11 protein-coding genes and 2 pseudogenes are annotated in these 13,665 nt (G+C 64.6%); 8 read left to right on the top strand and 5 right to left on the bottom strand.

All coding sequences use genetic code 11. From position 1 onward, the window contains the following. Positions 1-61: 61 nt before the first annotated feature. Both NATPE_RS12000 and NATPE_RS11995 read left to right on the top strand, forming a co-directional pair. Positions 62-505 (top strand): response regulator, encoded by a 444-nt coding sequence (locus NATPE_RS12000; RefSeq protein ID WP_006181738.1) that lies wholly within the window; start codon positions 62-64, stop codon positions 503-505. Positions 506-764: 259 nt separating this feature from the next. Further along, positions 765-1,499, top strand: coding sequence for an SDR family oxidoreductase (locus tag NATPE_RS11995; RefSeq protein WP_006181737.1), 735 nt, complete (start codon positions 765-767; stop codon positions 1,497-1,499). A 211-nt stretch (positions 1,500-1,710) separates the two neighbouring features. Here the strand turns inward: NATPE_RS11995 and NATPE_RS11990 are convergent. Then, a pseudogene (locus tag NATPE_RS11990) lies at positions 1,711-2,766 on the bottom strand (sodium-dependent transporter); the annotation flags it as partial. Between the two features lie 74 nt (positions 2,767-2,840). Here NATPE_RS11990 and NATPE_RS11985 point away from each other — a divergent pair. Next, the gene (locus NATPE_RS11985) at positions 2,841-4,175 is read left to right on the top strand and encodes an IS4-like element ISH32 family transposase (RefSeq protein ID WP_012289608.1); all 1,335 of its coding nucleotides are present in this window, start codon (positions 2,841-2,843) and stop codon (positions 4,173-4,175) included. A 217-nt stretch (positions 4,176-4,392) separates the two neighbouring features. On the opposite strand, the pseudogene NATPE_RS11980 reads toward NATPE_RS11985, so the two are convergent. Further along, a pseudogene (locus NATPE_RS11980) lies at positions 4,393-4,698 on the bottom strand (sodium-dependent transporter); the annotation flags it as partial. Positions 4,699-5,047: 349 nt separating this feature from the next. Here NATPE_RS11980 and NATPE_RS11975 point away from each other — a divergent pair. Further along, on the top strand, positions 5,048-6,592 hold the full coding sequence (locus tag NATPE_RS11975) for an acyl-CoA carboxylase subunit beta (protein WP_006181734.1): 1,545 nt from the start codon (positions 5,048-5,050) through the stop codon (positions 6,590-6,592). Position 6,593: 1 nt separating this feature from the next. Then, positions 6,594-6,947 (top strand): hypothetical protein, encoded by a 354-nt coding sequence (locus tag NATPE_RS11970; RefSeq protein WP_006181733.1) that lies wholly within the window; start codon positions 6,594-6,596, stop codon positions 6,945-6,947. Between the two features lie 73 nt (positions 6,948-7,020). Here the strand turns inward: NATPE_RS11970 and NATPE_RS11965 are convergent, their stop codons facing one another. Continuing rightward, positions 7,021-8,175: an SPFH domain-containing protein gene (locus NATPE_RS11965; RefSeq protein WP_006181732.1), complete on the bottom strand. Its 1,155-nt coding sequence runs from the start codon at positions 8,173-8,175 to the stop codon at positions 7,021-7,023. A 189-nt stretch (positions 8,176-8,364) separates the two neighbouring features. Here NATPE_RS11965 and NATPE_RS11960 point away from each other — a divergent pair, with 189 nt between their 5' ends. Continuing rightward, entirely contained in the window at positions 8,365-10,206 is a 1,842-nt protein-coding gene (locus NATPE_RS11960; RefSeq protein WP_006181731.1) for an acetyl-CoA carboxylase biotin carboxylase subunit, read from the top strand. 416 nt (positions 10,207-10,622) lie between these two features. Here the strand turns inward: NATPE_RS11960 and NATPE_RS11955 are convergent, their stop codons facing one another. Next, positions 10,623-11,762 (bottom strand): TIGR04053 family radical SAM/SPASM domain-containing protein, encoded by a 1,140-nt coding sequence (locus NATPE_RS11955; RefSeq protein ID WP_006181730.1) that lies wholly within the window; start codon positions 11,760-11,762, stop codon positions 10,623-10,625. Positions 11,763-11,909: 147 nt separating this feature from the next. On the opposite strand from NATPE_RS11955, the gene NATPE_RS11950 reads away from it, so the two are divergent. Together NATPE_RS11950 and NATPE_RS11945 are read left to right on the top strand one after the other, a co-directional pair. After that, the gene (locus tag NATPE_RS11950; protein WP_006181729.1) at positions 11,910-12,263 is read left to right on the top strand and encodes an Htur_1727 family rSAM-partnered candidate RiPP; all 354 of its coding nucleotides are present in this window, start codon (positions 11,910-11,912) and stop codon (positions 12,261-12,263) included. Beyond that, positions 12,260-13,483 carry a TIGR04347 family pseudo-SAM/SPASM protein gene (locus tag NATPE_RS11945; protein WP_006181728.1) on the top strand — a complete coding sequence of 408 codons (1,224 nt, stop codon included), beginning with the start codon at positions 12,260-12,262 and terminating at the stop codon, positions 13,481-13,483. Before NATPE_RS11950 ends, NATPE_RS11945 begins: the two co-directional genes overlap by 4 nt. Here the strand turns inward: NATPE_RS11945 and NATPE_RS23570 are convergent. Further along, positions 13,411-13,662, bottom strand: a complete 252-nt coding sequence (locus NATPE_RS23570) for a DUF7577 domain-containing protein (RefSeq protein WP_449406623.1) — start codon at positions 13,660-13,662, stop codon at positions 13,411-13,413. The two genes, NATPE_RS11945 and NATPE_RS23570, sit on opposite strands and share 73 nt — an antisense overlap. Positions 13,663-13,665: the final 3 nt, after the last annotated feature.

Raw genomic sequence — 13,665 nt, 5'->3', positions numbered from 1 at the left:
AGATGGGGACGACTGTTGCACCGGGCAGGACACCGACTGCCCGATCAGTTCTGATCCACGCATGAGAGGTCGATGTGACGACGCGGTCGATGTCCTCCTCGTCGCGGACGACGAGACGAGCAGTCGTATCGAAGCCGAGTTCGACGAGATCGCCGTCGAAACGTCGGTTCAGGTCGTGTCCGACGGGACCGAGGCGCTTCGGATCCTCACCGACGCGGCGACCGACTCGTCGGCCGGCCCCGATCTCGTCTTGCTGGACCGGGACCTGTCGCGAACCGACGGCCTCGAGTTGCTCGAGGCACTCGCCGACGAGGCGGTACTGGGACGGCGTCCCGTCCTCGTGCTGGCCCGACCGGGGGATTCGGAGGCGGTCCGCGAGAGCTACCGACTTGGCGCGAACGCCTCCCTCGAGAAGCCGACGGACGCCGAGGGGTACACCGAACTGGTCGAAGCGGTCGCGGAGTTCTGGTTCAGACGCGCGGCCCTGCCGGTGGGAGACGGCTAATACTGTTGACGGAACGACGTGACGATCGGTCGCTTCACTGCGGCCGTCGCTGGTATGGACGGCGGCGAATTCTCGATCGGCTTCGTATCGGCTGCTATCCGACAGTAGCACGCGTGGTGTGAAATGGACTGGTGTCCGTCGTACTCGGTACAACCGCGACCGTCCTGTGGCTGTCCCGGTCCGGCGTTACACGGCCCGTATGAGTCGACGCCGCTCGCAGCCCCGCCTTTGATGCGACAGGGACACACACCACACCCGTATGTCACCCGATACCGACTTCGAGGTCGACTTCGAGGGGACTGTCGCAGTGATCACCGGCGCGAGCGGCGCGCTCGGCAGCGCCGCCGTCGATCGCTTCCGCGAGGCCGGCGCGACCGTCTGTGCGGTCGACGTGATCGCACCCGACGACGAGGACAGCCTGCTCGAGCGCGACCCCGCCGACGAGTCCGCCCTCGCCTTCTACGAGGCGGACCTGACCGACGAAGACGAGGTCGCGGGACTGATGGACACGATCGTCGACGACCACGGTCGGATCGATCACCTGCTGAATATCGCCGGCACGTGGCGCGGCGGCGACCACATCGAGGAGACCGACCTCGCGGAGTTCGACATGCTCGTCGACGTCAACCTGAAGACGGCCTTCCTCGCCGCGAAACACGCCCTGCCACACCTGCAGGAAACCGAGGGAGCGATCGTCGGGATCAGCGCCCGCTCCTCGCTTGAGGGCGGCGAGGGCGACGGCCCCTACCGAATCACGAAGGCCGGCATCCGGCTGCTGACGGAGACGTTGGCCGAGGAGAACCGCGGGACGGTGCGGGCCAACTGCGTCATGCCGAGCGTCATCGACACCCCGATGAACCGCGACATGATGCCCGACGCCGATCACGACGCGTGGGTCGATCCGCTCGAGATCGCCGACGTGATGGCGTTTCTCTGTAGCGACGCCGCGGCGGTGACGAGCGGCGCTGCGGTCCCGGTGTACGGCGAGGCCTGATCTCGGCCGCACCCATCGTTTTCGGCGCCGGTCTTCGAGTCGCTGTTCGAGACGACATCGACGACTGCGATCGGCAGTCTCCGGGAGCGACAATACGACAGTGCGGTACGTGCCCTGGCGGCCGTAACGAGCAAGCACTGTTCGCTCTACGAGCCCGGTCGATCTCGAGTCGTGTCGAAAAAACGGCGGCTCGAAACGGCGTCCGTGCCGATCAGAAGTTCGCGCCCAGCCAGTCGGCGAAACCGCCGGTCAGGAACCCGTAGTAGTCCCACGCGTTCAGCGCGACCAGGGCGATCAGTGCGACGACGACGGGAACCCGGACGAACCAGAGCCACGCGAGGCCAAGCGACCCGGTATCTTTGATCCCCTTCCCGATCTCCTCGAGCGCCAGTTCGGGAACGACCCAGCCGACGAAGATCGAAAGTAGGAGGCCACCGAGCATGAGCAGGATGCTGTTCGCGAAGCCGTCGTAGAGGTCAACGAAGATGAGATCGAGCGCGGCCGGCGTCCCGACGAGGAAGATTGCGACGCCCAGCGCGACTGTGGCGGGAATCCGGTCGAACCCTTGTTCGTCGATCATATAGGCGACGACGACTTCCATGATACTGATCGCGCTCGAGAGCGCGGCGATGGCGACGGTCGCGAAGAATATCGCACCGAGGATGCCACCGAACGGTAGTTCGGCGAACGCCGCCGCGAGGCTGACGAAGATCAGCGACGGACCGGACGCACCCGGATCGATCCCCGCGGCGAACAGGACCGGGAACGCGATCAGTCCGGCGGTAAAGGCAATGAACGTGTCGAGCGAGGCAATGATACCGGCATCCGACGCAAGGTTCCGGTCCTCACCGAGATAGGACGCGTACGTGATCATCACGCCCATCCCCAGTGACAGTGTGAAGAACGCCTGTGCAGCGGCCGCCGGGAGAATCGTCGTCCACTCCGACGTGATCGTACTGAGTTCCGGCGAGAGGTAGTAGGCGTACGCGTCGGCGGCTCCCTCGAGCGTGAACGCGTAGGCCGCGAGGCCGATCGAAATGAGGATGATGGCCGGAACCATCACCTTCACGGAGAGTTCGATCCCGCGTTCGATACCGAGTGCGACGATTGCGATGACGGCCGCCATGAAGACCGCATGGAGGACGACGGCATCGAGCCCGGTCGCGACCTCACCGAACTGTGCGGGCGCACTGTCGGCAGTGTACTGGCCCTGCAGTCCGAGCAAGACGTACCGAACCGTCCAGCCGGCGACGACGCTGTAGTAGGACCATCCGTTCTAGGTTAGCAGAGTGTACCGTCGTCTGATTAGATATCGTTGTAACTACCAGTCAGAGAAATCCGGTGGATAGTGTGACTTACTCCCCACCGGATTCAGTGATTGTTGATCGGATTCAAAGAGCGTTTCCCTCCGATGAGTTGCGCGAGCGCGCTCGCGCAACGAATCTCGTCGAGCGTGAACGGAAATTCGACGCTGTTGCGCTGTTCTACACGCTTTCACTTGGCTTCGCTGCTGGGTCAGACCGATCTGTACAGGCTTTTCTCGAACGATTCGTCGAAATGTCCGACTGCGATGAACTCTCCTATGCAACCTTCCACGGGTGGTTCTCTCCACCGTTCGTTGCACTCCTTCGAGAGATTCTCGATGATGCCATCGAGAATCTCGATACCAGAAATGCCGACCTTAGCGGACGTCTCGAACGCTTTCGAGACGTCCTCATTGCCGATGGGAGCATTGTTTCTCTCTATCAAGACGCCGCGGATGTGTACGCTGCGACCGGTGACGATCAGGCCGGTCTGAAACTTCACCTAACAGAATCACTCTCAACTGGCCTTCCAACACGGTACCGAACAACTGACGCTAAAACCCAAGAACGGAGCCAGCTACCCACCGGCGAGTGGGTAGCTGGCGCACTTGTCTTGCTCGATCTCGGTTTCTACGACTTCTGGTTGTTCGACCGCATCGACCAGAATAACGGCTGGTTCGTCTCCCGTGTGAAAGACGACGCAAACTTCGAGATCGTCGAAGAGCTCCGGACGTGGCGGGGGAACAGTATCCCGCTCGAAGGAGAGTCGCTGCAGGACGTCCTTGACGACCTGCAGCGACAGGAAATCGATGTTCGCATCACCCTCTCGTTCGAGCGAAAGCGAGGGTCGTGCACCAGCACGACCCGAACGTTCCGACTGGTCGGTGTTTGGAACGAGGATACTGAAGAGTACCATCTCTATTTGACAAATCTCTCGAAAGACGACTATAGTGCGCCCGATATCGCACAGCTCTATCGGGCGCGCTGGGAAATAGAATTATTGTTCAAAGAACTGAAATCACGCTTCGGACTTGACGAAATCAACACGACCGATCCGTACATCATCGAAGCTCTGGTCATCATGGCCGCAATCTCACTGCTGATGAGCCGTGTTATCGTCGATGAACTCCGGAAACTGGACGTGAAACAACGGGAAAGCGCCGACGACGCCACAGCGTCGTCGCCGCAACTTCCTCGTCGACGATGTTCTCACGCTGTCGAACGCCATTCACACCTGATTCAGTTGTACGTGATGCTCGATTTAGGGTACGAACTTCCGGATTTAGATGAGTTGTTGCTGTGGGCTTCACGTGATCCAAATCCGCATCGACCGCGGTTACGTGAGCAGGTTGAGTCAGGCGAGTTCTGGTAACGAACTCGCCTGACGACCGGGGAAGCACCTGTGTCGATAGCGGCAGCGCTGGAACGGCGACGCACTCACGGCTGTGAGTGCGCCGCCTCGAAGGTATCACACAACAAATCAGCGACTGCCTGCTCCAGCGAACCCAGTCTCCTGAGCTAATCCGCCTCAATTCGGTATAGTCTCCGCTGAGATCCTGCTTCACTCCGTCACTAAACTAGAACAGATGGTAGTAGGACAGAATAATGAACCCAGCCGTGACGAAGACCCAGCCGATCTTCGTCCACGCCCCGGTTCCGATCCGTTTCAGTGCCCCGACGGGGTTTCGCTCCGTGTTTCGGCCGACAACGAACTCGACGAGGATGACCGGGAACCCGACCATCACGATCAACAGGAGATAGATGAACAGGAACGCCGCACCACCCTGTTCACCGACCTGATACGGGAACCGCCAGATGTTTCCTAATCCCACTGCACTCCCCACCGCAGCGAGGATGAAGCCTGTTCGTGTGGCCCATGATTCGCGTTCTGCCATGGTTTAACCCTTTCTCACCATCCCTTAAAACCTTACATTCGGCGACTATATTCAGTATTCCCCACCATCAGTGACATTTGTCGGTATTCGCCCCGGATTTGTTTATAAATCGAAACGTATGGGGCGTAATAGTCCATCTCATTGTGAATGTGTTTCACGCCTGGTAGCCATCGAACCGGCGTAACTGTACCGTCGCGTCCGAACGAAACCGCGGCCGGTCGGCTGCCTCCCCGTGTGATACGACAACACCCGAACCCTCATGGGAAATAATACGAGTTACAGAACGTTTTTTATTCCGGTGGCCGTTGCCACGGCCAATGAGTCGCCACGGGAGGGTTTCCCTATGACGATGGAAGACCGCATCGACGAACTCGAGGAACTTCGCGAAGAGGCACGCAAAGGCGGCGGCGAAGCGCGGATCGAGAAGCAACACGACAAGGGGAAGATGACCGCCCGCGAGCGGATCGACTACTTCCTCGACGACGGTACGTTCACGGAGTTCGACCAGCTCCGGACCCACCAAACGAGCCAGTTCGGGATGGAAGAGAAGAAGGTCCCGGGCGACGGCGTCGTCACTGGCTACGGCGAGGTCAACGGGCGGACCACGTTCGTCTTCGCCCACGACTTCACCGTCTTCGGTGGATCGCTCGGCGAGGTCTTCGCCGAGAAGGTCTGTAAGGTCATGGATATGGCGATGGAGGTCGGCGCGCCCGTCATCGGGCTCAACGACTCCGCCGGGGCCCGCATTCAGGAGGGTGTCAAGAGCCTCGCGGGCTACACCGAAATCTTCCGCCGGAATCAGGAAGCCAGCGGCGTCGTTCCCCAGATCTCCGCGACGATGGGGCCGTGTGCCGGCGGGGCCGTCTACTCCCCGGCGATCACCGACTTCATCTTCATGGTCAAAGACACCAGCCACATGTACATCACCGGCCCCGGTGTCACCAAGACCGTCACCGGCGAGGAGGTCTCCCACGAGGAACTCGGCGGTGCGATGACCCACGCCAACAAGACCGGCGTCGCCCAGTTCGCCTGCGAGAGCGAAGAGCAGGCCCTGGATGACATCAAGCGACTCCTCTCCTATCTCCCGCAGAACAACGTCGAGGACCCGCCCCGCGTCGAGCCGTGGGACGACCCCGACCGCCGCGACGAGGAACTCAAGAGCATCGTCCCCCCGAGTCCCCAGAAGCCCTACGACATGACCAACGTCATCGACTCGGTGGTCGACGAGGGGTCCTTCTTCGAAGTCGCGGACAACTTCGCCCAGAACATCGTCGTCGGCTTCGGCCGCCTCGACGGCCGTTCCGTCGGCCTCGTCGCCAACCAGCCACGAGTCAACGCCGGCACGCTGACCGTCGACGCCTCGATGAAGGCCTCGCGGTTCGTCCGCTTCTGTGACTCCTTTAATATCCCGATCGTCACCTTCGTCGACGTCCCCGGCTACATGCCCGGGACCGATCAGGAACACCGCGGGATCATCCGCCACGGCGCGAAACTGCTCTATGCCTACGCCGAGGCGACTGTTCCCCTGCTGACGGTCATCACGCGGAAGGCCTACGGCGGTGCCTACTGCGTCATGGCCTCCAAAAACCTCGGCGCGGACGTCAACTACGCCTGGCCGACCGCCGAAATCGCCGTCATGGGTCCCCAGGGCGCGGTCAACATCCTCTACCGCGAGGAACTCGAGGAGGCCGACAACCCCGACGAACTGCGGGACGAACTCATCGAGGAGTACCGCGAGGAGTTCGCCAACCCCTACACCGCGACGGACAAGGGCTTCCTCGACGACGTCATCGTCCCGACCGAAACCCGGCCGCGGCTGATCCGGGACCTCGAGATGCTCGAGACGAAACGCGAGTCGAACCCGGACAAGAAACACGGCAACATCCCGCTGTAACATGACCTCCCAGCAACAGCCGTCGGCCGACGACCGGGCCGCCGACGCGGGCGGCGCGGGGGACGACGATGCGTCGATGGGCCTCGAGGCGGTCCTGCCCGGCGACGTTTCGATCGAGTTACCCGACGACGCCGACGACGAGGAGGCCGCGGCCATCGCGGCCGCGATCGGTGCCCACCTCCACGACCACGCGCTCGCGGCCGCCGCGGCCGCCGCCGACGGTGAGGAGACGTGGGACGACAAGCGGTGGGCCTTTGCCGGCCGGGTTCGCGCACAGCAACACCGGACCGTCCGCGTGCCCCGCGGCGCGCCGACCGACGCGTGGTCGGCGGCGGGACGGACCGAGCAGTTCTAAGCGTCTGCTAGCCCGTTTTCGATCGGTTAGTCGGCGAGAAAGAGCGATCTTACACCGATGGAACCGGACGGCGCTATTCCGAGTCCGAGCCCAGTTCCGGTTCCGGTTCGTCGTCGGTCTCGGACATGGTGATCGGCTCGTCCGGGTCCATGCCTACGTCCTGCCCTTCCTTGATCGCCTGGGCCTGCTGTTCCATCGCCTCGACGTCCATCTCGGCCTGTTCGTCGATCTCGCCGATGATGTCCGCGATGTCGTCCAGCCCGATCAGTTCGCGCGTCTCGTCGTCGAACTCGAGACTGTCGAGTTCCGAGCCGTTTTTCTTCACGTCGCTGCCCGAGAGGTGCTTGCCGTAGCGGCCGACCAGCGAGGTGAGTTCCTGGGGCATGACGAAGGTCGTCGATTCGCCTTGCCCGATCTCGGCCAGCGTCTCCATCCCCTTGTCGATGACCGCGCGCTCGCCCATCGACTCGGCCGAACGCGCTCGGAGGACGGTCGAGATCGCGTCGCCCTGTGACTCGAGGATCTGGCTCTGCTTTTCACCCTGGGCGCGGATGATGTTCGACTGCTTGTCCCCTTCGGCTTTCTCGACGGCGCTGCGGCGTTCACCCTGTGCCTCGAGGATCATGGCGCGGCGGCGGCGCTCGGCGGAGGTCTGTTCCTCCATCGCGCCTTTGACGCCCGCGGAGGGCGTGACCTCGCGGACCTCGACGCTCTCGACGCGGATCCCCCACTCGTCGGTGGGCTCGTCGAGTTCGGTGCGGATGCGCTCGTTGATCATCTCCCGTCGGGAGAGGGTGTCGTCGAGTTCCATGTCGCCGATGACGGCCCGCAGCGTCGTCTGGGCCAGGTTCGAGACGGCGCGCTGGTAGTCGTCGACCTCGAGGAAGGCGCGTTTGGCGTTCATCACCCGGATGTAGACCACGGCATCGGCCGTCACCGGCGAGTTGTCCCGCGTGATGGCCTCCTGCTGGGGCACGTCCAACGTCTGGGTCCGCATGTCGAACGTGTAGATCCGGGAGACGAACGGTGGCACGATGTTCAGCCCCGGCTCGAGCAGTTTGCGATACTCGCCGAAGACGGTCAGTGCGGCCCGGTCGTAGGCGTCGACGATCTCGACCATCTGCCAGACCGTGATCACCACGAGCAACAGCCCCACGGCACCGATGAGCAAGAGGGGGTCCTCGAGTACCGACTGGGTCTGTAGCGGACCGGGTACGAACTCGGACATGCCTGATTCAGGGGCCGTGATCGGATAACGATTGCCCATAACTAGCATGGGCCCGGTCGGTGAGAGATTGCGGTCGCCGAGGCCGACTCGAATCGGCGGCGATTGGGGTCGTCAACTGGCAAAAACTGACGCGTTGTCGAACCCGTTGCGAAAAAGTAAGGTAGGGTCCTGCCGACGGTTCTCACAGGAATGTTCAGGAAGGTTCTCGTGGCGAACCGCGGGGAGATCGCCGTCCGCGTCATGCGGGCGTGTGAGGAGTTGAATATCGGGACCGTCGCCGTCTACTCCGAGGCGGACAAGGACTCGGGACACGTCCGCTACGCGGACGAAGCGTACAACGTGGGGCCGGCACGGGCCGCCGACTCCTATCTCGATCACGAGGGGGTCATCGAGGCCGCACGGAAGGCCGACGCCGACGCCATCCACCCCGGCTACGGTTTCCTCGCGGAGAACGCCGAGTTCGCGGGCAAGGTCGAGGACGCCGAGGGAATCACCTGGATCGGCCCGTCCAGCGATGCGATGGAGTCGCTTGGCGAGAAGACCAAGGCCCGGACGATCATGAACGAGGCCGACGTGCCGATCGTCCCCGGGACGACCGACCCCGTCACCGAGCCCGCGGAGGTCAAGGAGTTCGGCGAGAAACACGGCTACCCGATCGCCATCAAGGCCGAAGGTGGCGGCGGCGGTCGCGGAATGAAGGTCGTCTGGGACGAAAGCGAGGTCGAAGACCAACTCGAGAGCGCCCAGCGCGAGGGCGAGGCCTACTTCGATAACGACTCGGTCTACCTCGAGCGCTACCTCGAACAGCCCCGTCACATCGAGGTCCAGATCCTCGCGGACGAACACGGCAACGTCCGCCATCTGGGCGAGCGAGACTGTTCGCTCCAGCGACGTCATCAGAAGGTCATCGAGGAGGGACCGTCGGCAGCGCTCTCGGACGAACTCCGCGAGAAGATCGGCGAGGCAGCCCGTCGGGGCGTCGCCGCCGCGGACTACACCAACGCCGGCACCGTCGAGTTCCTCGTCGAGGAAGAGGACCGCGAGGCGGGCGAACTGCTCGGCCCCGACGCGAACTTCTTCTTCCTCGAGGTCAACACCCGCATTCAGGTCGAACACACGGTCACCGAGCAGATCACCGGCCTCGACATCGTCAAGCGACAGATCGAGGTCGCCGCCGGCGAGGAAATCGACTTCGAGCAGGACGAGGTCGATATCGACGGTCACGCGATGGAGTTCCGTATCAACGCCGAGAACGCCGCGAACGACTTCGCGCCCGCGACCGGCGGGACCCTCGAGACCTACGACCCGCCGGGCGGGATCGGCGTCCGACTCGACGACGCCCTGCGACAGGGCGACGAACTCGTCACCGACTACGACTCGATGATCGCCAAGCTCGTGGTCTGGGGCGAGGACCGCGACGAGTGTATCGAGCGCTCGCTGCGCGCGCTCCGGGAGTACGAGATCGAGGGCATCCCGACGATCATCCCGTTCCACCGATTGATGCTCACCGACGAGGAGTTCGTCCGGAGTACGCACACGACGAAGTATCTGGACGAGGAACTCGACGAGAGCCGTATCGAGGAGGCCCAGGAACAGTGGGGCGGCGACACCGGCTCCGGCGGGAGCGAGGACGACGAGGAGTCCACCGAGCGCGAGTTCACCGTCGAGGTCAACGGCAAGCGCTTCGAGGTCGAACTCGAGGAACACGGCGCGCCCGCCATCCCGACGGGCGACGTCGAGGCCGGCGGCGGTGCCAGCCGACCGGAGCCGGCGGGCGGTTCCGGCGGCGACGACGGCGGTGCCGAACTCGAGGGCGACGGCGAGACCGTCGACGCCGAGATGCAGGGAACGATCCTCGACGTCGAGGTCGAGGAAGGCGACGAGGTCGCGGCCGGCGACGTGCTGGTCGTCCTCGAGGCCATGAAGATGGAAAACGACATCGTCGCCTCTCGCGGCGGCACCGTCACCCAGATCGCCGTCGAGGAAGGCGAGAGCGTCGACATGGGCGACACGTTAGTCGTTCTCGAGTAACGCTCGCCCGCGGACGAACGTCTTCGCCCGAACGGCGAAGGGGGTCCCTACCCAACGATCGATCGCACGCGACGTCGGCGAGACCCTGCGGGCGGTCGACCGGGAGCGGAGAGCGACCCCGGTGACCGCCACCCACCATCCATACTCGACGCCGCGTGCCCGCGAATACGATCGGTAACGCGACCGGTATGTCGATGTGTGGCAGCACCGAGCCATCGTCACGGACGACGGTCGCGCCGCGTCGAACGATCGACGCGTCACCGTGGTCGTTCGGTCAGCCAGGGTCGCCAGTTTCGTGGCGGCGATACCGCGGCCGCGACCGTCCCCGACTCGCTTCTCTCGACCCCTGTTCTCTGTAGTCGCCGGTAGCGGTCCTCGAGTAGGGGACAGTCCGCGTCGCGGAGAACGAGTGTCGATCAGTCGCCGGTTGAGACGCCTCGAGCGTCGCCTTCGGTGTCGTCCCAGGGGAGCGGGCCGTCGTAGCCCTCGGGAACGAACGGACAGAGCGGGTCGCTGGCGAGCGGGTCGCCGGTGTGGGCGAACGCGCGCGAGCGGCTGCCGCCACAGACGTGGCGGTAGGGACAGGCCCCGCACTTGCCCGAGAGGTTGTCCCGGTCCCGGAGCGAGCGGAACAGCTCGGAATCGCGATACAGCTCCGTGACCGGTCGGTCGCGGACGTTGCCGGCCGACTCCGGCAGGAATCCCGAGGGGAACACCTCGCCGATGTGGCTGACGAAGGCGAAGCCATCGCCCGCGACGATCCCCGTCCGTCGTTCGATCCCGTCGCCCGGGCCGGGTCGGCCGCCGCTTTGACCGCCCTCGTCTTCGTCGGCTCGTCGCTGCATCGCGACCCGCCGGTACTGCGGGGCTTCGGTCGTCTTGACGCCGAAGGGTTCGGTGTCGCTGACCTCGTGGAGCCACTCCATGACCGCGTCGGCCCGATCGGGCGCGATCGGCTCGAGGACCCGCCCACGACCGACGGGGACGAGGAAGAAGACGCTCCACATGACGGCCCCGATCTCGGTCAGCAGGTCCCGAATCGCGGGGAGTTCCGCGACCGTCTGCTGGCAGACGGTGGTGTTGACCTGGACGGGAAGCCCGGCCTCGCGGGCGTCCTCGACGGCCCTGATCGTCTCCTCGAAGCTGCCGTCCTCGCCGCGGAAGGCGTCGTGGGCCTCCGGCGAGGCCCCGTCGAGGCTGACGGCCATCCGTTTGAGCCCCGCGTCGGCCATCTCCTCGATCCGGTCGGCGGTCAGCGAGCCGGTCCCGCTGGGGGTGATCGTCATCCGCAGGCCGAGGTCGTCACCGTGGGCGATCAGTTCCGGGACGTCGTCGCGAACGAGCGGGTCGCCGCCCGAGAGGACGACCAACTGGCCGTCGCCGAACTCGGCCGCGTCCTCGAGCAGCGCTTTCCCCTCGGCGGTCGAGAGTTCGTCGGGGTGGCGCTGGGGCTTGGCGTCGGCCCGACAGTGGTCACAGGCGAGGCCACAGGCCTGGGTGAGTTCCCAGATGAGGACGAACGGCCGTTCGGACGTGTCGAGATTGCCGGGGCGCATGGCGGAGTCTCGGAACCGTCGAACCGAAAACGCCGCTCCTGTTCCCGCGGGTCGGGAAGACCGGAAGATGTTCGGGCCGGCCGAGGGGAATTCCCGCGTGTTGGGAGGTCGCGCAACGGCCTTCGTTTTCGTCCCGAAGACACTGACATGGTCGAGAAAGCACGCCGCGCCCCGGTCGACAGCGACGAACGCGGGAACCCGACGCCACAGTGGGAGGTCTTCGTCCGCAACGAGGCGGGCGATCCGATGCGCCACGTCGGCAGCGTCGCCGCGGCCAGCGCGACGGAAGCCCACGAACACGCCGGTCGGTTGTTCGGCTGGTACGCCGTCGATCTGTGGGTCTGTCCGGCGGAGTCGGTCGAACGGTTCTCGACGCGCGGATTGGCCGCCGACGCCGAGGAGCGGCCGGACGAGGAGGCCAACGACGATGACGACGACGGGAGCGACGAACCCCGCGTCTACAAGGAAACGGCCGGCGCGTCGGAGGTGAACAGTCTGTGATCTCGATCAGCAAACTGCTCTGCGATCTCGACGCCGAGGGTGACGGGCTGCGCTACGACGCGGCCGACGAGTCGAAAAAGCCCCAGATCACCGACGAAAAACAGCATCGACCGGTCGTCGTCTGGAACACCACCCGCCGGTGTAACCTCTACTGTTCGCACTGCTATGCCGGCGCGGAGAACCAGGCGGCGACCGGCGAGTTCTCCACGGCCGAGGCGAAGACGTTCATCGACCAGCTCGCCGACTTCGGCGCGCCCGTCCTGCTGTTCTCCGGCGGCGAGCCGCTGGTTCGCGAGGACCTGATCGAACTCGTCAGCTACGCTGCCGACCGGGGCGTTCGCCCAGTACTATCCTCGAACGGGACGTTGCTGACCCGCGAGAAGGCCATGGCCCTGAAAGACGCCGGGCTCCAGTACGCCGGCATCTCCGTCGACGGACTCCCCGAGCGCAACGACCGGTTCCGCGGCGAAGAAGGGGCGTTCGACGCCGCCGTCCGCGGCATCGAGAACTGCCTCGAGGTCGGACTCAAGACCGGCCTGCGCTATACGATCACCGAGGCCAACGCACCCGACCTCGAGGGCGTCGTCGACCTGCTGGCCGAGAAAGGACTCGACCGGTTCTGTTTCTACCATCTGGACTACGGCGGTCGCGGGGCCGAGATCGTCGACGCCGACCTCTCCCCCGCGGAGAAACGCGAGGCGGTCAAGCAGGTCGCTGACCTCACGCTCGAGTACCACGATCGCGGCGAGGAAATCGAGACGCTGCTCGTGGGCAACTACGCCGACGCGGCCTATCTCGTCGAGTACGCCCGCGAGGAGTTCGGCGAGGCCAAGGCCCAGGCGGTCTACGACTACCTCGAGCGAAACGGTGGCGACCCGACCGGCGAGCGGATCGCCGACGTCGACTACCAGGGCAACGTCCACCTCACCCAGTTCTGGCAGGGGTACAGCCTCGGGAACGTCCGCGACCGGCCCTTCGGCGAGATCTGGACCGACGAGTCCAACCCGCTGCTCGCGGCCCTGCGGAACCGCGAGGAGCGCCTGAACGGCAAGTGCGCGGACTGCCAGTACAAGTCGATCTGTCGCGGTGCGTCGCGGCTGCGGGCGCTGGCGACGACGGGCGATCTGTTCGCGCCGGACCCGCAGTGTTACCTCACCGACGAAGAGGTCGCGGGTACGGGGTCGGCCGTCGGCGGCGCGGCCGGGGCTGGAGCTGACTGACGGGGAATCGGACGACGCGAACGATCGGGAGGGCGTTCAGTCCGGACCGCCGGCTCGGCGTCGGGCCGCGCCGGCAGGTGGCCAGTACAGCGGCGACAGTACGTGTACAGGTGTTCGTTTTCCGTACCGCAGTGCCGACAGGTGACCGGGTCGTCGATCGAGGTCGTGCGAGAACGCATCGG

The sequence above is a fragment of the Natrinema pellirubrum DSM 15624 genome, from assembly GCF_000230735.2.
Lineage (GTDB): Archaea > Halobacteriota > Halobacteria > Halobacteriales > Natrialbaceae > Natrinema > Natrinema pellirubrum.
This window is presented reverse-complemented; position numbering and strand designations above follow the sequence as displayed.

Bases quoted from the DNA above. Each gene is read 5' to 3' on its own strand.
- NATPE_RS11970 (WP_006181733.1), top strand. From the start codon at position 6,594: ATGACCTCCCAGCAACAGCCGTCGGCCGACGACCGGGCCGCCGACGCG.
- NATPE_RS11955 (WP_006181730.1), bottom strand. From the start codon at position 11,762: ATGCGCCCCGGCAATCTCGACACGTCCGAACGGCCGTTCGTCCTCATC.
- NATPE_RS12000 (WP_006181738.1), top strand. From the start codon at position 62: ATGAGAGGTCGATGTGACGACGCGGTCGATGTCCTCCTCGTCGCGGAC.
- NATPE_RS11950 (WP_006181729.1), top strand. From the start codon at position 11,910: ATGGTCGAGAAAGCACGCCGCGCCCCGGTCGACAGCGACGAACGCGGG.
- NATPE_RS11965 (WP_006181732.1), bottom strand. From the start codon at position 8,175: ATGTCCGAGTTCGTACCCGGTCCGCTACAGACCCAGTCGGTACTCGAG.
- NATPE_RS11975 (WP_006181734.1), top strand. From the start codon at position 5,048: ATGGAAGACCGCATCGACGAACTCGAGGAACTTCGCGAAGAGGCACGC.
- NATPE_RS11960 (WP_006181731.1), top strand. From the start codon at position 8,365: ATGTTCAGGAAGGTTCTCGTGGCGAACCGCGGGGAGATCGCCGTCCGC.
- NATPE_RS23570 (WP_449406623.1), bottom strand. From the start codon at position 13,662: ATGCGTTCTCGCACGACCTCGATCGACGACCCGGTCACCTGTCGGCAC.
- NATPE_RS11995 (WP_006181737.1), top strand. From the start codon at position 765: ATGTCACCCGATACCGACTTCGAGGTCGACTTCGAGGGGACTGTCGCA.